At 53.9% G+C, this 24,167-nt stretch carries 20 protein-coding genes and 3 pseudogenes; 10 read left to right on the forward strand and 13 right to left on the reverse strand.

Translation table 11 applies throughout. The features are described from left to right. Positions 1–284 precede the first annotated feature (284 nt). The gene (locus tag HYG81_RS43565) at positions 285–1,502 is read left to right on the forward strand and encodes an MFS transporter (RefSeq protein ID WP_226778594.1); all 1,218 of its coding nucleotides are present in this window, start codon (positions 285–287) and stop codon (positions 1,500–1,502) included. A gap of 143 nt (positions 1,503–1,645) precedes the next feature. Continuing rightward, the gene (locus tag HYG81_RS43570; RefSeq protein ID WP_226778595.1) at positions 1,646–1,903 is read left to right on the forward strand and encodes an ACT domain-containing protein; all 258 of its coding nucleotides are present in this window, start codon (positions 1,646–1,648) and stop codon (positions 1,901–1,903) included. Positions 1,904–2,056: 153 nt separating this feature from the next. Here the strand turns inward: HYG81_RS43570 and HYG81_RS43575 are convergent, their stop codons facing one another. The 3 genes and pseudogenes from HYG81_RS43575 to HYG81_RS43585 all read right to left on the reverse strand — a co-directional run bounded on the left by HYG81_RS43575 (position 2,057) and on the right by HYG81_RS43585 (position 5,139). Continuing rightward, positions 2,057–2,332, reverse strand: coding sequence for a PadR family transcriptional regulator (locus HYG81_RS43575; protein WP_226778696.1), 276 nt, complete (start codon positions 2,330–2,332; stop codon positions 2,057–2,059). Positions 2,333–2,411: 79 nt separating this feature from the next. Continuing rightward, positions 2,412–2,507, reverse strand: a pseudogene (locus HYG81_RS43580) (IS5/IS1182 family transposase); the annotation flags it as partial. Positions 2,508–2,670: 163 nt separating this feature from the next. Beyond that, positions 2,671–5,139 carry a cbb3-type cytochrome c oxidase subunit I gene (locus HYG81_RS43585; RefSeq protein WP_226778596.1) on the reverse strand — a complete coding sequence of 823 codons (2,469 nt, stop codon included), beginning with the start codon at positions 5,137–5,139 and terminating at the stop codon, positions 2,671–2,673. Positions 5,140–5,444: 305 nt separating this feature from the next. On the opposite strand from HYG81_RS43585, the gene HYG81_RS43590 reads away from it, so the two are divergent. Then, positions 5,445–5,618, forward strand: a complete 174-nt coding sequence (locus HYG81_RS43590; protein ID WP_226778597.1) for a hypothetical protein — start codon at positions 5,445–5,447, stop codon at positions 5,616–5,618. 241 nt (positions 5,619–5,859) lie between these two features. Here the strand turns inward: HYG81_RS43590 and HYG81_RS43595 are convergent, their stop codons facing one another. After that, positions 5,860–6,165: a helix-turn-helix domain-containing protein gene (locus tag HYG81_RS43595; RefSeq protein ID WP_226778598.1), complete on the reverse strand. Its 306-nt coding sequence runs from the start codon at positions 6,163–6,165 to the stop codon at positions 5,860–5,862. A gap of 180 nt (positions 6,166–6,345) precedes the next feature. On the opposite strand from HYG81_RS43595, the gene HYG81_RS43600 reads away from it, so the two are divergent. Next, entirely contained in the window at positions 6,346–6,597 is a 252-nt protein-coding gene (locus HYG81_RS43600) for a HalOD1 output domain-containing protein (protein ID WP_226778599.1), read from the forward strand. 48 nt (positions 6,598–6,645) lie between these two features. Here HYG81_RS43600 and HYG81_RS43605 read toward each other — a convergent pair whose 3' ends face one another. Further along, positions 6,646–7,086, reverse strand: a complete 441-nt coding sequence (locus tag HYG81_RS43605) for a response regulator (protein WP_226778600.1) — start codon at positions 7,084–7,086, stop codon at positions 6,646–6,648. A 187-nt stretch (positions 7,087–7,273) separates the two neighbouring features. Here HYG81_RS43605 and HYG81_RS43610 point away from each other — a divergent pair. From HYG81_RS43610 to HYG81_RS43620, 3 genes and pseudogenes are all read left to right on the forward strand, one after another. Next, positions 7,274–7,494, forward strand: a pseudogene (locus tag HYG81_RS43610) (hypothetical protein); the annotation flags it as partial. Positions 7,495–8,312: 818 nt separating this feature from the next. After that, positions 8,313–9,101 carry a sulfite exporter TauE/SafE family protein gene (locus HYG81_RS43615; protein WP_226778601.1) on the forward strand — a complete coding sequence of 263 codons (789 nt, stop codon included), beginning with the start codon at positions 8,313–8,315 and terminating at the stop codon, positions 9,099–9,101. Positions 9,102–9,110: 9 nt separating this feature from the next. Further along, on the forward strand, positions 9,111–11,543 hold the full coding sequence (locus HYG81_RS43620; RefSeq protein WP_226778602.1) for a heavy metal translocating P-type ATPase: 2,433 nt from the start codon (positions 9,111–9,113) through the stop codon (positions 11,541–11,543). Positions 11,544–11,599: 56 nt separating this feature from the next. On the opposite strand, the pseudogene HYG81_RS45975 reads toward HYG81_RS43620, so the two are convergent. The 3 genes and pseudogenes from HYG81_RS45975 to HYG81_RS45520 form a co-directional block, all read right to left on the reverse strand. Further along, positions 11,600–11,731: pseudogene (locus tag HYG81_RS45975) on the reverse strand (IS1595 family transposase); the annotation flags it as partial. A 125-nt stretch (positions 11,732–11,856) separates the two neighbouring features. Next, positions 11,857–12,834 (reverse strand): deoxyhypusine synthase, encoded by a 978-nt coding sequence (locus HYG81_RS43625; protein WP_226778603.1) that lies wholly within the window; start codon positions 12,832–12,834, stop codon positions 11,857–11,859. A gap of 441 nt (positions 12,835–13,275) precedes the next feature. Continuing rightward, positions 13,276–13,410, reverse strand: a complete 135-nt coding sequence (locus HYG81_RS45520) for a hypothetical protein (RefSeq protein WP_255647825.1) — start codon at positions 13,408–13,410, stop codon at positions 13,276–13,278. Between the two features lie 467 nt (positions 13,411–13,877). Between HYG81_RS45520 and HYG81_RS43630 the strand changes: the two genes are divergently transcribed. After that, a complete protein-coding gene (locus HYG81_RS43630; protein WP_226778604.1) occupies positions 13,878–14,159 on the forward strand; it encodes a DUF8072 family protein in 282 nt (93 codons plus the stop codon). 356 nt (positions 14,160–14,515) lie between these two features. Here HYG81_RS43630 and HYG81_RS43635 read toward each other — a convergent pair whose 3' ends face one another. The 3 genes from HYG81_RS43635 to HYG81_RS43645 all read right to left on the reverse strand — a co-directional run bounded on the left by HYG81_RS43635 (position 14,516) and on the right by HYG81_RS43645 (position 18,688). Further along, positions 14,516–15,316: an IclR family transcriptional regulator gene (locus tag HYG81_RS43635; RefSeq protein ID WP_226778605.1), complete on the reverse strand. Its 801-nt coding sequence runs from the start codon at positions 15,314–15,316 to the stop codon at positions 14,516–14,518. Positions 15,317–15,970: 654 nt separating this feature from the next. Next, complete coding sequence (locus HYG81_RS43640) at positions 15,971–17,938, reverse strand: acetate--CoA ligase (protein WP_226778606.1); 1,968 nt, start codon at positions 17,936–17,938, stop codon at positions 15,971–15,973. 594 nt (positions 17,939–18,532) lie between these two features. Further along, on the reverse strand, positions 18,533–18,688 hold the full coding sequence (locus HYG81_RS43645) for a rubrerythrin-like domain-containing protein (RefSeq protein WP_226778607.1): 156 nt from the start codon (positions 18,686–18,688) through the stop codon (positions 18,533–18,535). Between the two features lie 345 nt (positions 18,689–19,033). Between HYG81_RS43645 and HYG81_RS43650 the strand changes: the two genes are divergently transcribed. Both HYG81_RS43650 and HYG81_RS43655 read left to right on the forward strand, forming a co-directional pair. Next, positions 19,034–21,652 (forward strand): PAS domain S-box protein, encoded by a 2,619-nt coding sequence (locus HYG81_RS43650; RefSeq protein WP_226778608.1) that lies wholly within the window; start codon positions 19,034–19,036, stop codon positions 21,650–21,652. A gap of 832 nt (positions 21,653–22,484) precedes the next feature. Then, positions 22,485–23,342, forward strand: coding sequence for an MBL fold metallo-hydrolase (locus tag HYG81_RS43655; RefSeq protein WP_226778609.1), 858 nt, complete (start codon positions 22,485–22,487; stop codon positions 23,340–23,342). On the opposite strand, the gene sugE is transcribed toward HYG81_RS43655, so the two are convergent. Beyond that, positions 23,343–23,666 (reverse strand): quaternary ammonium compound efflux SMR transporter SugE, encoded by a 324-nt coding sequence (sugE, locus tag HYG81_RS43660; RefSeq protein ID WP_226778610.1) that lies wholly within the window; start codon positions 23,664–23,666, stop codon positions 23,343–23,345. A 178-nt stretch (positions 23,667–23,844) separates the two neighbouring features. Further along, positions 23,845–24,147: a HalOD1 output domain-containing protein gene (locus HYG81_RS43665; protein ID WP_226778611.1), complete on the reverse strand. Its 303-nt coding sequence runs from the start codon at positions 24,145–24,147 to the stop codon at positions 23,845–23,847. Between the last annotated feature and the right edge of the window lie 20 nt (positions 24,148–24,167).

Consider the following 24,167-nt stretch of genomic DNA (forward strand, 5'->3'; position numbering starts at 1 on the left):
TCCTCAGGACACCCCTACGTTCGATTGAGCTCTCGGTGTCGACGATCCCGTTCCCGACTCGGAGTACTGATCAGGGGAATCACCCAGAACGCGGTGCCGTGGATGGCAAGCAGATTCCTGGTGACGATCTGCATGAGGTACTCCTCAAGATGGCTCTATTGAAATGCTACTTTTCGGACGTTTTCCAGCGTGAAACACACGCTCACTATACATGCGAACTGACCGACTGTCGCTGAATCGTTACCCTACTCTTTTATGTATTATACAGTAAATACGTCTATCGAATGGCAGCTATCGCTAACGGGAAGTGGCGTGCACTCATCTTGGTCGGGATTGCGGAGTTGTTTGCGATGACTCTGTGGTTTAGCGGGACAGCAGTCGGCCCGGAACTGGCCGAGATGTGGCACCTTTCCGCTGCCGAGACAGCGTGGCTGACCAACGCCGTCCAATTGGGTTTCGTCGTCGGTGCACTGCTGTCGGCAACGCTCACCATCGCTGATGTCATCCGACCTAAGTATCTTTTTGCAGGTTCTGCGCTCGCCGGTGCTGGTGCGACGGCACTCATCGCTGGGTTCGTCTCGAGTGGCTTCCCGGCCATCGTCCTCCGTTTTGCCACCGGCGTCGCCCTCGCTGGTGTCTATCCGACGGGGATGAAGATGATGGCCGCGTGGTTCGACAAAGGGCGTGGCCTCGCTATCGGTGTCCTCGTCGGCGCACTCACTGTCGGTTCAGCGTCGCCACATCTCATCCGGGCTGTCGGTGGCATCGGCCAACCCGATCTCGTGCTCTACGGGACCGCAGGGCTCGCAGCTCTCGGTGGGCTTCTCGTCCTCGCCTACGAAGATGGGCCCTACCAGCCCGAGACGTCCCCATTCGACCCCAGCGCAATCCGGCGTATCGTCACCGATCGTAGTGTTATCTTAGCAAACACCGGCTATTTCGGTCACATGTGGGAGCTGTACGCGGTCTGGACATGGATACCGATCTATCTTGCAGCCAGCCTTGAGGCCAGTAGGACGGCCAACGCGGAACAACTCGCTGCACTCCTGGCATTCGGGACCATCGCAATCGGCGGCGTGGGAGCCTGGCTCGCGGGCTCGGCTGCTGATCGGTGGGGACGGTCGCTGGTGACGAGCGTCTCAATGGGCATCTCCGGAACCGCCTGTCTTCTCGCCGGTATCGTCTTCGGCTCGTCACTAGTCATCATCGTCCCGTTCGTCCTTGTCTGGGGGTTCTTCATCGTCGCGGATTCCGCGCAGTTTTCCGCGGCTGTCTCGGAACTGGCCGATGAGAGTTACGTCGGCTCTGCACTAACACTTCAGACTGCTATCGGCTTTCTCATCACTATCGCCTCCATCCAGTTGATTCCCATGGTTCAGAACATGGTTGGGTGGCGGTGGGCCTTCATCCCACTCGTTGTCGGCCCACTCGTGGGGACGGGTGCGATGCTGTGGCTGCGGTCGCTCCCCGAGGCTAACCGACTGGCAGGTGGGCGGGGATAATCCGGAACATTGCCTGTTCTACTGTCCCCTCACACTCGTTTGTTGGCCGAATCGGCACATCGTGGACTCGCTTGGCATGTGATCTTGACATATATCAGTGAGATTGACCGCCACTCCGTTACCTGCTTGACCTGAATGGACCGATGAACGAAGAAGCTGACAAGACGTCACTGGCACTTGATCCAAGTGAAGATCGTCCAGGCTTGCTCCACAGCATTCTCGGCTGTTTCAGTGGGCATGAAATTAACCTCTCTTACATTCAATCGCGGCCAACGAAACGCGAACTCGGTGACTATTACTTCTACATTGAGGCGGAAACTAATCAGGAAAGCGAGACGTTCGAGAAGGTCCATCAGTGTCTAGAGACGTACGCTACGGTGGATATCTTAGATTCGTATTGAAGTGCGAACCATCTATAGCAGAGTTGGAAGCTCGTCTCGAATCTTACTCTCTGCTAAACTACAGTAAGTTTGACTGCTAGATATGCCAGTATATTTCTTATACTTACCGATTCGGGGAGTAAAGCAAGAATCCAGATTGTTTCCGATCTCGATTTAGTCGATGTATTGTGATTCCAATTCACGGCGATCCTCGATTATTTGCTCTCCCTCGTCTGTAATCGCGTAATAGTTTGTGCGTCTGTCGAGTTGTCCTTTCTCGACAAGCCCTTTGTCGACGACCTCGTCGAGATTGGGATACAGTCGCCCGTGGTTGATCTCGTTCTCGTAGTACTTCTCGAGTTCGCCTTTGATCGCGAGACCATATGGATCGCTCTGGCTGGCGATCACGTACAAGATATCATGTTGGCGTGGAATATCCTGCCGTGCCATCGAGCGGTGGTTTACGTAGTTGATTGTCAGATTCATCCCCGCCCTAAAGGACGGGGCTTTCTCCTCTATTCTCCGTAAACCCGCCGCCCCGAACGGTGACGGATCCGCTTCGATCACCAACAGCACTTTTAGCCAACGTCGCCACTTTCCCAGTGAAGCGGGAAATTTTGAATATGAACCATCTGCCGTTTCCTGTCTCAGTTCTCTAGTTCTGACGGATCAAGTCGGTACTGTATCATGAGTTCCCAGAGCCAACTGATTTGACTTCGGTAGCGACGAACAATGCATCGAATAGTCCGAACGTCTGGTTTCGAACGAGGGAAAGCGAAACGTCCATGCTACATGAGGTAGAACAGCGGGAAGAGAATCACCCAGACGATATCGACGAAGTGCCAGTAGAGCCCGAAGAACTCCACCGGACGGTTGTCCTCGAGGTAAGCGTCGATGCTCACGATTCGGTAGATCATGAACGCTGCGATGAGTAGGCCGAAGATGACGTGCAGCGCGTGTAATCCGGTCGTCACGAAATACATCGAGTATTGGAGTTCGGTGAACCAGTAAATACCGTGAGCGAACTCCTGGCTCCACTCGTAGCCTTTGATGGTGAGGAACGTGAGTCCGAGCAGCAGCGTGACCCCCATCGACGCCAGCAGCCCGCGCTTGTTCTCGCGTTCGGCCATCACTAGCGCGAGGATGACCGTAAAACTCGAGGTGAGCAGGACGTAGGTGTTGACCAGGCCGATCGTCGCCGACGGTGGCACGGTCTCGAAGTTACCCCAGCCGGCGTGGATCCGCATGAACACGTATGCCCCGATGACGGCACCGAAGACGACGACGTCCGAAGCCAAGAAGAACCAGATACCGGTCTTCGTCGTGCCGACCCCCTCGAACGGCCAGCGCTCGGCGATGGCCATCTCGGGTGCATTGAACTCCTCGCGCCCGTACTGGAACAGCGCGATCCCCAAGATGCCGACGCCGACGAGCGAGATTATGGGATAGAGAATATTCTCCGATCCAGCGGCCGTACCGGGGAGCTCCGCCCCGCGTGCGGTCGCGAAGTCGGCGACGTAGGGAGTCAGCCCCGACAGCCCAAGGAACATGACAAACATGCCGAGCCCGATTCCGAACGGCCAGATACTCGCGTGATCTTCGTGGTCAGCCTCAAGCGACTCAGCCTCCCCGGTGCGCTCGTGGGCGACCGCACCGCCGTCGGCCGCCGTCGCATCGTCGACGAACTCGAGTTCCCCGCTCGCATAGCTGGGCCGGTTCGGCCAGTTCTCGAGCGGCGGCGGCGACGTGGTCGCCCACTCGGCGGTCCGCGAGTACGCCCACGGGTTATCGGGCGCATCAGGCCCCGAGATAAAACTCTTCGCGAGTGTGATGAACACGAGCAGAACCCCCGTCCCGATGACGAAAGCCCCGACGGTCGCCAGTTGGTGATAGAGTTCCGTCCCCTCGGGATAGTGGAAGACACGCCTTGGTGTCTCCCACGCGAGGAACATCGGGAAGTACAGCAGGTTGAAGCCGACGAAGTAGACGGCAAAGCTGAGCTTTCCGAGCCGTTCATCGTACATTTTGCCGGAGATCTTCGGCCACCAGTAATAGAGGCCGCCGATCAGTGCGGTAACGCCCGCCACCATCACGTAGTGGAAGTGCGCGACGACCCAGTAGGTGCCCCGGAACTCGTAGTCGAGGACCACTGCACCGAGAAAGACGCCCGTGATGCCGCCGATGATAAACAGGATAAGTGCGCCAAGAGTGAACAGGAACGGCGTCGTAAAGCGCACGCGACCCTTGACCATGGTATAGATCAGCGCGAAGACTATCAAGTCGAAGGGTAACGAGATACCGATCGTCGTCGCCATGAACAGCGTCTTGATCGGGAGATTGATCGTCGTCAGAAACATGTGATGCATCCAGACCAAGAAGGACTGCACCGCGACAAGCACCATCGCAATGATAACCCACTTTCGGCCGACGATCCGTCGGCCAGTAAACGTTTGGAACGTCTCGAGCATGATTCCTAACGCGGGGAAGAAGACGATGTAGACCTCCGGATGGCCGAAGAACCAGAAGAGATGCCCCCACAGCAGGCTCGAGCCCTGGTCGGTCGCGAAGTACTGCGTGAGCAGGAGGCGGTCGGTCAACATGAGGATCAGTGCGGCTAGCAGCGCCGCGAACGCGAATAGCATCATCCAGACGGTCAGGAGGAGACCCCACGTGACCAGCGGCATGTTCCATAGGCCGAGGCCCTCGGCACGACAGCGGTGGATCGTCGTCAGGAAATTCACCGTACTAAGGGTGGTCGACATGACGAACAGAGTCAGCGCGAGGATCGTCGTATTGCCGCCCATCGTCAGCGTATAGCCGGGGTTGTAGATCGGCACGTTCAGCGGCGCGTACATGTACCAACCGTTGGCCCACGTCGTCCCCTGGAAGAACGAGAGCAAGACGAGAAGTCCCGAGAAGAGGAAGAACCAGTAACTCAGCGCGTTCAGGCGCGGAAACGCCATGTCCGTCGACCCGATCTGGAGCGGAACGATGTAGTTCCCGAAGCCGAATCCGAGCGGCGAGATGAACCAGAACACCATCAACAGCCCGTGGATCGAGACTGACTGATTGTATTCGGTGTTCGTGAGGAGTCCGGTGCCGCCGAACTCCCAGAGGTGAGCGCGGAATAGTAGCGCGAGGATGCCGCCAGCGACGAGGAAGAACAGCGCCGTCACAGTGTACAGAATTCCAATGTCCTTGTGGTTGGTCGTCACCAGCCACCGCTTGACACTTGTCTGCGGGGGAAGCTCGCTCATGTAGCGCCACCTCCTGACCGGTATCTCGAGCCGACACTAGTTCGGAACGTGGCAGGGCCGGTTTCGCCCACGAACCCACGGTCGAAACGGCTTTCGGAACGCGAGATAAGATGCATAGTCAACACTTCCCAATACGATTAAGCATATTATGATGTCCGGTGCACTTGCAAGCGGTATTTCTCGTGTTTTGGCCCGGCCGCGACCGAATTCGCGGTTATTCCCCTTCAACAGTCCTCAAATAGCACGATGCTGGCCAACAATGGGTCGTACAACACTCCCTAGCCCTTGACTTAGCAGAGAAACAGATGGAAGCACAGGACATCGAACCGGTCCTGGACTATGAACTTGTAATCATGGGACCGGATGCAGCAGATGTCGTCCGGGACGTGCTGACCAAAATCGAGATTGAAGTCTATCTCGCTGATGATACCGACCGCTGTACGAACGCGTCATGGTCTCGCCCAGCGATTTTCACCTGAACTATGTTCCAAAACGTTCAAATTACGAAACCCTATTAACCTGGAACTCCGCATCACGGTGATGACCGATACGGTGAGCCCTAGCCAAACAACTACACGCTCGATGTCCGGATTCTTGACTCCAATGGCGATAGCATCCTACCAGCTTGAGCCAAACCATGACGTACCCGCGAAAATAGAAGGTAGAGGAAGCACACTCTGGTTCCGAGCGTTCTACTGTCCGCAATGCATAAACAGTTGATTACGGCCACTCGACCGGCAGCTCGTCCGCATTCTCCTCGAACATCTCGAGGACTGGTTCGATCTGCTCAAACTCCGGGCCTTTCACGACTATGTCCTGCTTCTTCTGCCACTCGATGAATCCCGCATCTTCCAACCGGGGCAGATGGTTGTGACACATCTCGATTTGGAGCTCCTCCAACTGCTCATCCCCCAACTGTACACCCTCCGGTGTCTGGACCGCAGCTTGCGGATTATGCTTCGAGAGCGCGACCAGTAGCTCTCGACGATGCTCATCAGCTAATGCTGCCATGATCTCGTCGAGCATACCTTCAACTATAACCGAAAACAGTGAAGGACCTTTGGCTGGCTATAACATGTTCTTGCACAATCGTATGTTTTAAAGACTATATATTTGGATAAGCCTATTCATCAAGAAAATGGTAAATATCAGAGCTTTCCTGTCCATGGCGAAACATGATATGGAGATCAGTGGAGGCTCGAGACAATGACCGGCAGCGATAGCCCTGATACTCCGTTTGAATACGAGTCAGAACAGCCACCGAGCCTTGCTGTTGTCAACGCACTTGCCAATCTAGAGGAAGAGGACCCAACAGATCTGAACTATACCCTCTACGACTACATCCATCCCGAAGCACTGGATACGCTCATCCAGTCTGGCCCTGTTACAGTCACGTTCACCGTCAACCAGTACACGGTTCATATCACAGGATCTGGTACCATTCGGATCACCAGTTGACCAAGCTACTCAGTAAAGGTCGAGGACTTACCGCAGAAGCTGTGCCCGTCAGTCCACTCGCATAACTGCTAACTGAAACTGCTCGAACGATCGAATCACCTCAACGAACTCGCCAGGGTCAACTGGCTTTTTGAGGACTGCATCTTCGTCTGCATCATGATCAAGGTCACGGGACTCGATCAGGTCTTCCTTCATCCCGGTCAGGATGACCACTGGGACATGGTCCAACTCGGGGTGGTGTTTGATTTCGTGTAAAACATCTTCACCATCCACCTTCGGCAGATTCAGATCGAGCAATATAATGTCTGGTCGAGGTGCGTCGTTGTACTCTCCACGTTGATAGATGAAGTCGAGTACTGACTGGCCATCAGTGACGGCGTTGAGTGTGTTTTCGATGTTCCCGCCTGAGAAGGTTTCTTCGATGAGGCGAACGTCGCCAGGATTGTCTTCTACCAGCAGTATTACCGCCTCTGATGACCCGTTTCCCATGGTATGATGAATTGGACAACTCGATATAAGAGATTTGGTGAGATGCCTAATAGGTATACTTTCGAGTCTTCAACATCGACTGTTGTTTCTATTATCGTTCAGTACACACGTGTAGTGTACAGTAGATTCACGTGAATGAGTCTCTAAAGAAGAGGATTTCAACAGAGCAGTCCGAGAGGAGACGTGAAATGGCGTCACCCGGATGCGATCATCGGTGACTGCCGCATGCTCTATGTTTGATGTCCCCGAGTTCGAAGGAAGAGCGTTTCAAGATGCGTGTCTCCGGGTGATTGCAGACCACGGTGACGAGGTTGCCCTCGAGATCCTCCGGAGCGTGGTATCGAAACTGATGAGGAACGTGTTCAGGAAGTTGTAGAGATGCTGAGCGAGCAGGCCACGAATGACTAATCTTAGATTCGGCTGATTTCCGCCACTATTTGGGTTTTGTACATATTTCACATTATGTAGGTTGTGTAGGCCACATTTGCTTGCCGCCTCTTGATTATCCTCAAGACCGGGTCCGACCGGTAGTTGTATACAAGTTGAGACTGGCCATTCCAATGCATACGATCTTGTCTGGATCGACTTTGATTAAAGAATCATCGGGTGAATCTGTCGTTAGATAATATAGCGAGTCTACCGATGGTATCCTCTTTTCAAATGGAAGACTTCCAAGGGATTCATCACTCTGGTAATCGAGATTATCGGCACTGTCTAGTTAAGCAATTCTGACGTTGAACAGCATTTCAGCATCTGTCACAGCAGCACCGATGAGATCTGTGACCACACTTCTTATGAGACGTTTGCTGAGGCAGCCGAATTTTCGCTGCTCGTGGAACAAGGATCCTTTCTATCAAATTATAGATAATAATCCCACAATCGATACCGTCACCTCATCGTCGACCTGTCTTGCGGCTTCCTTATCTAGACAGTGACCATTTAGCAACAACCTCTGAGTAGAAAATCCTAACAGTTACTATAGTTGTCTACAGATATTGATGTGCCGTTCTGACTGGGCTTGGACGGTCTCGTCAGGTTCGATGTGATACCTGTAGTGATGCAGCCATCAAACAGCACTGATTTGTGCCAGCAGTGAGCGGCGAAATCACGGTTACTATTGCCGGTTGTTTCGACCAAACTGAAGAGGAGAACGGTGAGTTCAACACGAAATCCCTTACTATCCGGGGCGGCTACTTCGACCAGTATCACTTGCTACTCCCATAGATATGGACCTATTCACATCCCTTGGCGTCGACGTGCTGTTGTTTCTCGCAATCGGTGTCCTCGCCGGTGCACACTGTATCGGAATGTGTGGTCCGCTCGTCACCGTTTACGCGAGTCAGATGGATAGCGCCACATCAAATAGCAGTCGTGAAAGTCATCTCACAACCTACGAGGTGCGCCAGCATGCACTGTTCAACATCGGACGAACGGCGAGTTATACGCTTCTCGGTGCGGTGTTCGGTGCACTAGGCAGTACGTTGTTTGTGACGACTGCCTCGCTTTCATCTGTCGTCGAGTTCGTCCGTGGTGGAATCGGTCTCATTATCGGTGGCCTCGTCATGGTCGTCGGGGTATATTACTTACTGGGGCGAACAACTGGTGGTATTCACTTACCAGGCCTTGAGCGGATATCTGGCTGGCTTGCGGCACGCGTTGATCGTCTTGCGAACGGCCCTGGTATCGTCGGACTTGGTGCGGTTCACGGACTGTTACCATGCCCGATCCTCTACCCAGCATTTCTGTATGCGTTTGCGATCGGCTCACCTGCCGGTGGGGCAGTAGCTCTTGGCGCACTTGGACTCGGTACAATTCCTGCTGTCTTCGCGTATGGAACCGTCATCGACGCTATCGATGTGGTTCATCGACAACGAGTGCATCGATTGCTTGGGGTTGCGTTCGTCGCCCTCGGCTACATCCTGCTTGCACATGGATTGATGAGCTTAGGGATTCACCTACCTCACCCTAGATTACCGTTCTATGATGGAATCGAAGTGGCAAATCGTACCAACTAGTAACACACAATGAGTGATAATAGCACGACTGAAACCGGTTGTACGCTCTGTGATCTTCCCGTAGAGGGAAGTGATATCGTCGACGATGGGGACCCGTTTTGCTGTATCGGTTGTCGCGATGTCTATAATGCGCTCAGCGATGTCGATGATATCGAGGCAGAAGATGTCCGCCGTTCTCGAGACGAATCAGAGTCTAATCGGGAGATTCCACCTGATCACGAAGCAACGTTTCTGGAAGTCGATGGAATGCACTGTGCAACCTGTGAGGCATTCATCGAATCCGCTGCAACTGCGGTTGAGGGTGTCAGTGACGCGAACTCGAGCTATGTGACAGACACGGTTCGGATCGATCACGATCCAGATCGTGTCTCAAAGGCTGATCTTCGAGATACGATCAGTGGTCTCGGATACAGCGCTTACTCACGCGATGATGCGTTTAGCCGCCGGAGAGCAAACAATTGGGAGATGGGCCGAGTCGCAGTCGGTGTTCTCATGGGGATGTCCGTGATGCTGCAGTATATAGTAATCATTTATCCAACATATTTTGGCGGATTATTTTACGGTGAGCGGGTCACAGAGTTCTTCGAAGCCACACTCGCGAGCCCTCTTGCCACGCCTTTCTACGTTGTCATCGCAGCGCTCACGACAATCATCCTAGCCGTGACTGGAAAGCCGATCCTCCAGGGAGCGTACGTCAGTATTCGGACACGGTCTCCGAATATGGATCTACTCGTCGCGATTGCAGCCGTGAGTGCGTACCTCTACAGTACGCTTTCGATCGTACTGGGGGGCGCGCATATCTACTACGATGTGACTGTTGCTATTATTGTCATCGTCACGGTCGGAAACTATTATGAATCGTCGATCAAGCAACAAGCGACCGATCATCTCTCTGATTTGACGGCTATTCAGGTCGATGAGGCCCGCCTAGTTGGCGGAAATGGTGAGTACGAAGATATCGCAGTCGACGAGCTCGAGGTCGATGATCACGTACTAGTACGGTCTGGAGAGCGAATCCCCATCGATGGTGAGGTAGTCGATGGCGACGCAGCCGTCGACGAAGCAGTTGTCACTGGTGAGTCTCTTCCTGTACGGAAACGTATCGGGGATACCGTAGTTGGCGGCTCGATGGTGACCAATGGTGCGGTGACCATCCACGTCGGAGAAGATGCTACGAACAGTCTTGATCGGATTGCTGAACTTGTCTGGGACCTCCAGAGTGGCTCTCACGGTATTCAGAAGCTCGCAGACAAATTAGCGACGATCTTCGTGCCGGTTGTTCTCGTTCTCGCAGTTATCGTCACCGGCGTGTATCTCCTGCTCGGTAGCGGGGCCTCCGCCCTTCTCGTCGGTCTCACAGTGCTGATCGTTTCCTGTCCATGTGCGCTCGGACTGGCGACACCGCTTGCAGTCGCTGCGGGGATCCGCGACGCATTGGAACGTTCGATTGTCATCTTTGACGATACCGTGTTTGAGCGAATCCGTGATGCGGACACCGTTATTTTCGACAAGACAGGTACATTGACAACGGGCGAGATGACCGTCATCGACACCAATCTAGAGGCAGCCCTACTTGAGAAGGCGGCGCTCCTTGAGATGCGGTCATCACACCCGGTTGGGCAAGCAATTGCCGCCGAACGGCCGGTGACTGACGGTGGTACAGCTGAATCCGCCTCGGACACCAGTTCGATAGATGATCGCGTCGAATCTTTCGATAGTCATCGAACCGGTGTTACGGGTATCGTAGACGGTAACGAAATCATCGTCGGCCATCCAGATCTGTTCCGTCACCATGGATGGGAGGTTCCTGCGGCAGTCGCCAAGCATATTGACGGCAGCCGCGAAACGGGTCGGGTTCCAGTCGCTATCGGACGCGATGGAACCATCGAGGGTGTTGCCGTCGTTGGTGACGAACTACGAGCGAACTGGGATGAGACGTTGACCGCGATTTCGGATAATGAACGGGATGTCATCGTCCTCACCGGAGACGATGCTCGAGCGGCGGAGAGCTTTCGTGAGCATCGTGCTGTTGACAGAGTGTTTGCGGGTGTTCCTCCTGAAGGAAAAGCAGCGACTGTCGAACAATTCAACGAGACTGGGCGAACAGTGATGATCGGTGATGGTACCAATGACGCGCCGGCGTTAGCCGCAGCTGATCTCGGTATCTCGCTCGGTGGCGGTACCGCGATGGCCGCTGATGCCGCGGACATCGCTCTCGTCGACGACGATCTCTCGTCTGTCGAAACCATCTTCGATCTCGCTCAGGCGACAAACCGACGCGTGAAAGGAAATATTGGGTGGGCGTTTTGCTACAACGCCATTGCAATTCCGCTGGCTGTGCTAGGCCTTCTAAATCCACTTTTTGCCGCACTTGCGATGGGTGCAAGTAGCTTACTGGTCGTTACGAATTCAACCCGAGCATTGCTACCAGAGGACGAATGAGGTCTCCACCCTCTTCGTGAGAGTTACCGGCAATGGTGTACACGTTCTTGTTCCAAATTGAGCGGCTCGTACGCTCGAAAGTCGTCGGTATAGACAGCGATCGACTCCTGCTAGCCGACCACCAGCAGGAGTCGAATCGTCGATTCGTCTGCGGCTTTCGCCGGAATTACCTCGCGCACGGAGATACCTATAAACTCACGATATCTGAAACGTGACGATCAACGCTAGTGAAAGCGTATTCGTATCCACTGTCTTCGACACGATCGGATCGAAGCACTGAATTGGGCGGCGATGCCGACCGAAGCAATAAAACCTATCGCTCCGTAAACGCACTTGCAACTAACAGCGGGAATACGAGCGTTGCTTCGGCTTCGACTTGCGTGTAATTCGTTTTCTCGTCTTTGATCTTCCCCCACGACACAGCCTCGTTCGGCGGCGCTCCCGAGAGAGACCCGTCCCCTTCCATCCCCGTTGAAATGTAGACGACGTAGTCTGCACCGCCGCGGAACAGATTCGTCATGATCGCGTGGTGTTTTGGTACACCACCACCGACGGCTATCAATCCCGTCGTATCCGCGAGCAATCCGTCCTCAATGAGCGAGTCGTAGTCATCTAGAATCTCGATTCCGACCTCCGAGTCGTATCCTTGCCGGTAATAATAGAGGAAGTTCCCGACTTCGGCGTCTGTCAGCGCAGGGCAATAGACGGGGACGTTGTTATCCGCGGCCTGTTTCAAGACAGAATCCTCGTCATCGAGCGTCTCCCCTAGTTCTCGTGCGAACGCCGTCGGCGTGCGCACTTTTTTGGCTGCGAAAAAGTCTTCGAAGAAGTCGTAGAGGTACTCCTCGAGCCATACGTATCGATCGGACGGAACGAAGATATTCCCGAGACGGTTGATACCGCGGTCGCGAAGCGCCGCCTCGTCAGCATCCCACCACCCCATCTTGAACGGCTTTGCCGTCTTGATAACGTCCTCCGTCAGCGACCCGGACGTAGTGATGAGTACGTCGACGTATCCTTCGCGGACCAAATACGCAACCACTTCACGCAATCCCGAGGAGATGATGTTTGAGGTGAACGTAAGATAGATCGTCGCCTCCTCTTCTTGCATTCGTTCGGCAATATCGACGGCCTCGGCGAGTTGTGTCGCCTGAAATCCCGTCGTCTCGTAGGACGCGATCAGGTCATCAAAGTCGAACTCCTCGCGGAAATCGTATCCACGGACGTTCGCTGTCGTTAGTTCTTCATCACTATCTGGAACGACATGTTCATGCGAGTCATCTTCCTCCATACGTTCCCGTAACGCGACGACTGGTTTGAATGTCTCGAGATGGATCGCTGTATACTCGGTAGTCTGTATCTCTGAACGAATTGATTCGCATCTGGCTTCGTAGAGTTCCCGTCCCTCCCAATATGTGTCTCGTCGAACAGCCCCTCTCACAGAGATCTGCGTTCGCTTGAGGTCACCGGTTGACGATTCCTATTCATTGATTCCCTTCTCAGCATCAACGGACGACCTCGAGCTGACTGCACAGGACGAACAGAGTGCCTCAGCCCAAATACTCATCAATTGGTGTCTGTGCATCTACGCTTCTCTCGCTGGGGTCTCTGGAGAGCGTCTACAGATGAATAAGGCGAGTGCCTCGGGGCTTGACCCGAGGCTGTTCACCAGCGACGACTAACTGGTATTCCCTATGCGTGGGAAGCCTCGCCGTTTACTGCGAGGAGGATGTTACCCAATAGTGCCTCTCGTGATCAGTAGAAGGATAACTCCAATTACAAACACCAGCGTTAGCCATATGAAGAAGATCATCGTAGCTTGACGGCCAGTGATCTGGTCACCGCTAAGGACCTCGTCGAGCTCCATACCTCGTAGTACCAATCAGATAGAGATAAATCGTTTGGTCTACCACAATCTCACCTATCTATCACGACTCATCTGATTTCATCTCTCGTTTAGCCGGTCGTCCGAATCGGACTCGATTTCGGAGAGGGGCCATTCACGACGTTCGTCCTCATGCTGGCCATAGTCACCTATTCACATTTGGATTATGACTCTTATTGTGGGTCGTACTCAAGAGGGTGAAATCCCAGAATCGATGGCCTGTTATAATAGTCCATCTATATCGGACAATCTCATCGTACTCCCGACCAAAGATGTGACTCAATCACGGTCGCTCGCTCCGGTGAACTCGTGACGCCTCACGGAACGACTGGACTGAGACGGGAAATCACGTCATTCTGCTCGTTGAGACAGATTTACTCAAGGAAGTCATCGAGTGATCTAGCGTAAAATCAGCACGACTTATAGGCCGTAACCGCCAGTATGTACATATGGCAGATCTCAATCCGATCGCAAAACGAATACACCAGCTCAGTCCCGATCCCGTCGAATTGACGCTCGGCAATGGAACGACGGCCATATTTCATATTTCCGGGGCCGAGTTCTTTCAGCAGGAATTTCAGGCGGAGGGTGTCTGTGAGGACGATGAAGCGGACTATCGATTTATCACGAGCACGGATAACGGATCAGTTCTGGTCGGACGTAAGGACGGAAGTGAATCAGAGTGGACGATGATTGGGAGGGTAACCGAAGTCACCAGAGATGGATCGTAACCACCTGTTCGCTGGGAATTAGACTGTACATCCATTCGCTACGTATCGCTGCTTGCACTTTGTGGGAACATTCCGTTAGAGTCGATCCTTTGCTGACAGTTGTCGGCAGTACGGTTGATGACGGGCAACAATTCCCCGGAGACGTAACGTCTACGTCCAGTGGTATATAGTAGTCCAGATCCTTCGAACAATGTCGGCATCGCATCGTACTGCTTCGCAACTTCGTGTATAGAATTACATTCATACATTTGTAATATGTCGTTATAATTCCCCTGTATTTCCGATGAAAACAATGGGCATATATAGTAACACAGTATACTCGGACATTTACTAGGGTTCGTGAGAGATCCGGTTACTTAGCGATAATCATCCAAATACGAGTCGTTGATCTCGGTCTCGAGATCGTTAACGTATTCCATCAGAATCTCCGGCAGTTCGGTGGTGTATCGTTCGTCCGTGAATCGATACTTCGGACCGATGATGGCGATTGCACCGAGAACGCTCCCATCGGGGCCTGTCACGCGCCGCCCGACTTCTCTGAGACCGTCGACGTATTCTTCGTCGGCGAATGCAATGCCTCGATCGCGAATCTGCTCGAGTTCTCGGAAGAAATCGTCCTGATCCGTGATAGTGTGTGCTGTCTGTCTTGGGAGTCCCCAGTCGTCCAGTACTGCTTCAACGCGCTCGTCTGATAATTCGGCGAGAATCGCTTTGCCGGTTGCAACGCTGTGGAGATAATAGTAGATCCCAGCAGAGTTAGGCGTGGTAGATATATGTTGCTCCTTGGATGGAAAGTGGCTGTCCGGGTGGAAGGATTCATGGACAAGAATGCCGCGATTATCGTTCTCAACGACGAATTCGACCTCTTCGTCGATTCGGTCAGAAAGTTCTGTTACAGTCTGCTTGGCCAACGTGTAGGCCTTCTTGCGTGAGCGTGCATACTCGCCGTGATTTAAGAACCGTAATCCGATGTGATATACCGCGCCCTCCTTTGTGAGATACCCTTTTTCGAGAAGGGTCTGAAGATGGAGGTGGATGGTACTTCTCGCGATCTCCAACTCCTCGGTCAGTTCATCGAGCGTTGCGCCACCCACTCTCTGAATCGTGTCGATTACGTCCAGTGACCGTTCTGTGGTTTTCGCTGTCTGTTTAGTCATATCTCTCTGTACCGACTGATACTATATAATGATTCGCCTGGATCGGACTATTAAGACTCTGAGCAGCACCCCCTCGAAGATTCTCTACAGAGAACGCTAGCGAAGGTGCTCTCGCAGGATTCGATACCGATACGATCCGTTATATCCTCGCGACCACTTTTCCAAGTACGGCCGGCTTTTACAGAACAATCCGAACAACTCCAGGGAAAACCGGCCATCGATTTCGTCTTCGATAGCCTCGTACAGCACTCGTGATTTTATGTACGGGCCTCTCGTCGGATGATCAAGACACTCCCTTTTTAGATACTCTCGTACAACGTCGTCGGTTTCCACGATATCGAACGTCTGTAACTGAGAGGGGACTTCATTCATGGTGATCAAGGTGTCTCTATCGGCTACCGAGGCGTGTATAGAATTTGTTTCGGATGGACCATAATAATGTTGATATGGTCACACCGACTTCGAATCAATACACATTTTGTTCCATGCTTCGAGAACGGATTCGTTGTGATAGGCCGCTTTCGGCGACGTACCTTCGTCGGACTCCGATCTGTAGAAATCTGCTGGCCGAACCGCTCAACATCGACTCGAGGACGCGAAAACATCCTATTAGTCAGTGAACGAGGCGTCCGTGGTAAGGTATCGATCGACTGTTCACTCTCGATTCCAGATCGTCGCGAGTTCACCGAGGATTTCAGGATTCCGAAGGGCGTCGCTGTTCGTAAGTGATCGATCGTTGATAACACGCTCAAGGAGCCGGTACATCGTCTTCCCAGAATAGGTTTCGGGCAGTTCGGGCGTAAATACGACGCTTGTCGGCCGTGCGAACTCACCGACGTGCTTAGCGACTGCATCCGCGATGGCGTCTCCGACGGCGTTCTGGTCCCGCTGTTCTTGCTCGAGGGTTGCGAAGACGCAGAGCGTTGTCTCGCCACCGGTACTCTTAGCGACGACAGCGGCTTCGGTAACGCCGTCTACTGTCGTGATCGCAGCCTCGAGTTCGGCCGTTCCAAGGCGGCGGTTACCGATCGAGATTACATCGTCATCACGGCCGAGGATCGTCACGTACCCGTCGTCGTCAACGACGGCTCGGTCGCCCGTGAAATATCGCCAGCTATCCGCCCGCGGGTCCGAAAACGCTTGCCAGTACTCCGCGAGAACCCAGTACCGATCACCTTCGAGCGGAGCGAGCATCGACGGCCAGGGGCGATCAATCGTCAGATAACCGGGTTCGCCGGGCGGTAGTTCGCGACCGTCTTCGTCGACGACCTGGATTTCGATTCCAGGTAACGGCGGGCCGACCGAATCGGGCTTCGACTCGTCGATTCCAGGACGGACCGAAATGAGGACGCATCCAGTTTCGGTCTGCCACCACGTGTCGACGATCGGGTACCGTTCTTCACCGACATGGGTGTAGTACCACTCCCACGTATCTGGGCCGATCGGCTCACCGACGGTACCGAGCAGTCGCAGCGACGACAGGTCATAGGACGAGGGAAACGACTCGCCCCACTTCATAAACGTCCGAATCACTCCTGGTGTCGTATAGAAAATCTCCACGCCGTTTCGTTCGATCAACTTCCACGGCCGGTGTCGATCCGGATAACGAAGACTTCCCTCCACGAGGACTGCCGTTGCGCCCGAGAGAAGCGGCCCGTAGACGGCGTAGGAGTGGCCGGTGATCCACCCGATATCGGCCGTACACCAGATCGTGGTCCCTAGGGAGAGGTCGAATACTGTCCGAGCCGTCCATGCAACACCCGCGAGGTAGCCCCCGGTCGCGTGAGTCATCCGTTGCTGGTCGCCGGTCGTCCCTGACGTGTGAATGTGAAAGAGGGGATCGGTCGACTTCCGCGACACCGGAGTCACATCTGCGCCGGCGTGCGTCTCGACGAGGTCGTCGTAGTCGTATTGATTCGCACCGAGGTGCGTCCCGTGACTCGCACCGAGTCGATCGACGACGATCGTGGGGAGCGATTCCTCAAGCGATGCTAGCGCCGTATCGGCTTTCCGCTTCTGGTCGATCGCGGTCTCCTCGCGGATGCTGCCGTCGCAGGTAACGAGTGCGGATGAGTCAACGTGTTGCATTCGCTTGACGAGCGCATCGGGAGCAAAACCCGCAAAGACGACGTTGTGGACCGCCCCGATACGAGCGCAGGCGAGCATCGCGATTGGCAACTCGGGGAGCTTCGGCAGGTAGATCGTGACGACGTCATCCGCTTCGACACCGAGCTCGCGGAGCGCAGCTTCGACGGCTGATACCTCGCGGTAGAGGTCGTAGTACGTATAGGTTCGGCGCTCACCCCGTTTCCCCTCCCACCGCAGTGCGACCTGATTCTTCCGCTTCTCGAGGTGGCGATCGATGCAATTTTCTGCGGCGTTCAAGCGTCCACCGACGAACCATCGGTAAAAGGGCGCATTTTCCTCGTCGACGATGCGATCGTGGGGCTTGCGCCACTTGAGCAACGATGTGGCGGCCTCCCAGCACGCCGGCCACTCGTGATTGAAGGAATCATCGTCGGCCGACTCCGTCGCAGTACTATCGCGACCGAATGTTTGCGGCGTCCAGCGACGTACTGATGAGTTCTCGAGGGAAGGATATGCCGGTCTCTCTTCGGTCATAGACCGTCCCTTCGACGCCGATCCTCCTGTAGATTCCGTTTAGTATCATTGACGATGTTACGATTTGAAAAGCGAGAAGGATGGGTTTCACCTAGTTAAACTGTTATTTACAAACTACCTACCCTACTTTGCTCACCCTATGCGGATTCGTTGATAGTAGGATTTTAATGTAAACTCTCTGAGATGGTCGAGAACTCTTGGATCAAAGTCTGAAGTCTTACTACTCCCGTAACTCTAGGTCGGGAGGTCGGGACTGACCCAGTCGTCCCGACCGCTCTGTTTCGGGTGTTTCTTGGATAACACCGTATGGATAGCGGCCAATTCGACAACTGACTTTGGCGGATCAATCTAAGCCAGTCTACCCTTTAACACATGCAAGACTGAGAGAATAATTACTAAACAGACGCTTCGACAGTTGTCGCATCTCTGGCCAGTACTGTGTACGGTTTCACAAAATTAGAATTGGTATGAACTGTCGATCTTCTCTGCTTTCCAGATCAAATTAGCAACTACTATTCAGTCGTGGGAGTAGTCACAACCCACTACAGCTTCAACAGAGTCTGCTATTAGACGGTATAGGAAACCGGTAGAACACTATTCAACCGATTTCGCTCGATTCTGGAAGTCACCACCACACTCATCACACTTGCCGGGGTTCGTCTCGGCCTTGACTATTCTCCCACACTGGAGACACTCATACTCAGAGGCTATTTCTGAAGTGTCGTCCTCGACGTCTTGACCATGCGGCATACCCTATCTTTGACTTCCAGATATAAATAAGAACTGCGAGCCGTATCTGTTGACGCGAGTAGAGTGACGCGACTCGAGTTCAAGCACCCTCCGCTTGCGGAGGGTTTATAACTCGAAGGCTGCTTTCGTAGCATCATGAGTGGTCGCTCGCTAACTGACAGTCTTCAGGAAACGCTCGCGCTCTTCGATGCTTGTGGACCGCCGCAGACGACAACTGAGGTGGCAGACCAACTCGATCTCGGTCGCCGAAGCACGTATGAACGTCTCGATCGACTCGTTAACTGCGGCGAACTGGAGACTAAAAAAGCAGGGTCAAACGGACGTGTCTGGTGGCGACCGCACCAGATGACGGGGGCTCAGGCCGCCGACGTCGGGGAGTGGCCGACTGTCACCCAGTCTCTGATCAATGACGTGCTAGACGATGCTGCCATTGGCATGTTCGTCCTCGATAAGGAGTTTAACGTGGCGTGGGTCAACGACACGCTCCAGCAGTACTTCGGACTTAATCGGGAGCGCGTCCTCGGAGGGGATAAGCGTGCGGTCGTTCGGGATTGTATCGCGCCTGTGGTTGATAACGGTGAGCAACTCACCGAAACCGTGCTAGCGACCTATGAAGAGAATACGTACGCCGAACGGTTCGAGTGTCGTGTGACCGCGGGCGAAGGGCGCGAAGCGCGGTGGCTCGAGCACCGGAGCAAGCCGGTCGAGACCGGCACGTACGCCGGTGGTCGCGTCGAACTCTATTACGATATCACCGAGCAGAAGCAATCGGAACGCGCTCGCCGGGAGGAGAAGACGCAGTTCGAATCGCTGGTCGATGCCGTCGAGGAGTACGGGATTTTCATGCTCGATGCAGACGGATACATCCGCAGCTGGAACGCGGGGGCCGAGCAGATCAAAGGATACGCGTCCGATAACGTCATAGGCGAACATATTTCGATGTTCTATAGCGAAGATGATCGAGCGGCTGGCGTTCCCGAGTCGAACCTCGCAGTCGCAGCCGAGGAAGGGTCAATGGAGGACGAGGGATGGCGCATCCGAGCGGACGGCTCACGGTTCTGGGCCAACGTGACTATTACTGCGATCCGCGACGCCGATGGCGACCTTAAGGGATACGCGAAAGTCACCAGAGACATGACTGACCAGCGTGAGTGGGAGCGTCGGTTACGTCGCGAACGTGATCTCACTGAGCGTCTCATCGAGACTGCACCAGTTAGGCTTGCGATCTTTCGGGCTGGCGGGTCGCTTGAGCGGATAAACTCGGTAGCCAGACGGGAACTGGGTATCGACGAATCCTCCGTAAGGGCGCTCGACTTCACTGCCATGAATATCTATGACGTGGAGAGAAGCTCAATTTCGTCGGAAAACCACCCTGTCTCGCACGTGATCGAAACCGGTGAACCCGTTTACGATCGGCTGGTTCAGCACGAAACGCCTGACGGACAGCAGCGATGGGTTTCGCTGACTGCAGCACCGCTGTTTGACGAAGACGATGAACTCGAACGTATCATTGTTGCCGGCAAGGACATCACGGAGCTGAAAGAAAAAGAGCGTCAACTCGAACGTCAGCGCGACGAACTCCGGCATGAATTGGACGAAGTGTACGAGCGAGTCACCGACGCGTTCTTTGCAGCCGATACCGACTTGCGGTTCACCCATCTGAACGACCGCGCCGAAGAACTGCTCGGCACGACGGAGGGAAACGTCTACGGCGAGTATATGCGGGACTCGTTTCCGGAGTTCACCGAACGGTCGTTTAAAGAGCAGTACGAACGAGCGATGACGACCCAGAAACCGGTCTCGTTCGAGGAGTACTCGGACACGGCCGACGCGTGGTTTGAGGTACGCGCCTATCCATCTGACACCGGGTTGTCCATCTATTTCACCGATATCACCGAGCGTAAGGGGCGCGAACGGAAACTCAAGCAGTACGAGCAACTCGTAGAGACGGTCTGGGACGGCGTGTACGTGCTCGACGAGAACGATCGCTTCGTTCTCGTCAACCAAGCGTTCTGCGACCTTGTCGGGTACGACCGCGACGAACTGCTGGGAAAACATGCGACCCTCATCAACAGCGAGACGGTGAACGAAGCCGCCAACGAACTGGAAACCGAGATCAGTGCTGGCAAGCGTGAGGTCGGTGTCCTCGAGTACGAGTTCGAAACGGCCGATGGAGAAACGCTGCCCGTGGAAACTCGGTTCGGGCCGTACGAGTACGACGGGGGTCGAATTGGCCGGTGCGGAGTGGCCCGAGATATCGGTGTCCGGAAGGAGTACGAACGGAAAATCCGAGAATCGAACGAGCGGCTCGAGCAGTTCGCGTACATCGCCTCTCACGATCTGCAAGAACCGCTGCGGATGGTGACGAGCTATCTCCAGTTGCTGGAGCGGCGCTATGGCGATACGTTCGACGAGGATGGCGAGGAGTTCCTCGAGTACGCGATCGACGGGGCCCAGCGGATGCGCGAGATGATCGATGGCTTGCTCGAATACTCGCGGGTTTCGACCCGCGGTGATCCGTTCGAACCTGTCGACTTGAACGATGTCCTCGACGATGTCCTCGCGGATCTGCAGTTGCAGATCGAAGAAACCAACGCCGAGATCACGGTCGGGGAACTCCCTCGCGTCGAGGGCGACGCGAGCCAGCTCCGACAGGTGTTCCAGAACCTGCTCGACAACGCGATCACGTACAGCGGAGACGAACCGCCGTGGGTCCATATCACCGCCGACCGGCACAGTGAGGAGTGGGTGATCTCGGTTGAGGACGACGGGATCGGCATCGACCCTGACGACCAAGAGCGGATATTCACGATTTTCGATCGCCTCCACAGCCGCGAGGAGTACGACGGAACCGGTATCGGGCTCGCGCTCTGTCAGCGCATCGTCGAGCGTCACGACGGTGAGATTTCGGTCGACTCCAAGCCCGGCGAAGGTGCGATGTTCTCGTTTACTCTTCCGACGTGACTCAGCAGCCGTGATGTCCTCCCGATCCACTACCCGAACGAGCGATCCACACTGAGTGAGCGCCTGCAGGTGGGATCGAACCCTCTCACGCTCCTCGAGGGATATCTCGACGAACTTCGATACATTAACCGTCCACGGGACAGTCGCAGTTCTCGCCAGCAGATAGCGTCTCGAACTTGCTAATCCCGTCGGATATATCACACTGCCGACTTTTGATACGCTCCCGACGCGATAATCGTTCATTTTCACCTCCCGAATCGCTGTTCGCCGCCGACTCTGATTGAACCTCATTATGACAGGTCCTATAAATAATAGGGCTATAAACTAATACATGACTGAGTGAATTAAACTCAATTCGTGCTCTAGAGGAACGAACGGGACCGTTTCGCCTTTTCCAAACCTGGACTATCCGACAAGACGCCAAGACTCATCCTCCATTTCGGACCGGCACCCCTTAAATAGTCCCTGCCTGACCAAATTGTAAATCTATACCGAACGGCAACTACAGATGCATATTCATCAATTCTATTGTGTGGCCACAGTGGCATCAATACCATACTTATCGACTAAAATAGCGTCTGAATTATCTTCTAAACAATATTGAACTGTTATTTCTACTAAACAGTGGAAAAACTTTGTGTTTATACATCCCGCACAGAGAACGTGTATGCTGGAAACCCTCCTTCACACCGGTGCAGAGCATCCAAACATACTATGGATACTCATCCCGAGTTTCCTGTCGTTTCTTACAGGACTCGGATTCAGTGTTCGTTCTGACCGCCTACAGGAATGGCTCCGTCCACAGAATTCAGAGGTAACCAACTAAAATATCATGAGTCAGATGCTCAACCTTCCAGCTCCAGAGACCGACGACGTTGACCATGAGAGTGGTTCAATCTTCTTTGTCGGGACGGCGACTGTGATTATTCGCTACGCTGGGTTCAAAATTCTGACCGACCCGAACTTCCTACACAGCGGCGATCACGTCCATCTTGGGTACGGTATCACGTCGGAGCGCAAGACTGACCCGGCCATCGAGATTGAAGAATTACCACCAGATATTGACTTTGTTCTGCTTTCACACTATCACGGCGATCACTTCGATCGTATCGTCGAAGAGAAACTCGACCAAAGCCTGCCCATCATAACGACTCAACACGCGGCTGACGAACTCTCAGAGAAAGGGTTCCACGAAACGTATCCACTAGACACGTGGGAGGAGATGCTTGTCAGCAAGGGAGACATAGAACTCACTATTACTTCGACGCCTGGCAGACATGGCCCACCTGTTGTTGAAAAGGCACTCCCGCCCGTCATGGGAAGTATGCTCGAGTTCCAATCAGCGGAGGGACAGACACTCATCCAGTTGTTTATTACTGGAGACACGATCATGTATGATGACCTCGAAGAGATTCCCGAACGCTACCCCCAGATCGACCTAGCACTCTTACATCTTGGCGGAACGAAAATTCTCGGCGTCCTCCTGACGATGAACGCGGAACAGGGCGTTGAAGCCGTCGAACTGTTCAACGCGGATACGAACATTCCGATTCATTACAATGATTACGAAGTGTTCCAGTCGCCGCTCTCCGACTTCAAAGAAGCAGTCGAAGAGGCGAATCTCGAAGATCGCGTTGCATACGTCGAGCATGGCGATACCTATCGGTTTGAAGTACCTGACAGTAGGTAGTCAGTGCCCACCAGACGCGAGGTGGAGACCAACGATACCGACGACAATCACGCCGATAAACGTAATTCGAGCGAGAGTTGCCGGTTCGTCGAACAGGAAAATACCAAGTGAGGCTGTTCCAACAGCTCCGATACCAGTCCAGACCGCGTACGCTGTCCCCACAGGGAGTTCTTTGACTGCCTGTGCCAACAGTACCATACTGATAATAAGGGCAACAACGGTGACGAACGTGGGTACTGGCTTCGAGAAACCGTCAGAGTATTCGAGGCCGATTGCCCATACAATTTCGAACAACGCGGCAAGTAGTAGGACGTACCACGACATTTCATCGGAACCTACTCAGCGAGTCGGGCTATGCTTTCTGTTATCCGACAACCTCACTGGTAAACTCTCTGTTGGAATCAGGTAGACGCTGTCATTACGTACTTGCCCTATACTTACCGCTGACCGAATATACTCAAAATCGATAAAGACCACTAAGTTAGACGAATATCATCAATTTTCAGCTGCTATGGCGAGTGATATGGATGCTACCGGACTCTGTGATATGGACTTTGTATTGTTCCACGGTGAATGTAATTTCAACGTTTCCTGACTGGGTGAGTGTATCAAGGGCCTCGGGGTAGGCATAGTCATAGAGTGTGTAATCCAGTTCTGTTGGGTCTACTTCTTCGAGATCGGCGAGTGCATTGACGATGGCAATACTTGGTGGCTGTTCTGACGAGTATTCGTATGGTGTATCTGGGTCATCACTACCAGCCATTGCCTCGACTTTCCATTGACAGCCTTCGTCATGTTTCGCCATGGACAAGCAAACACTGAAGT

The organism is Natrinema zhouii (genome assembly GCF_013456555.2).
Taxonomy (GTDB): Archaea; Halobacteriota; Halobacteria; order Halobacteriales; family Natrialbaceae; genus Natrinema; species Natrinema zhouii.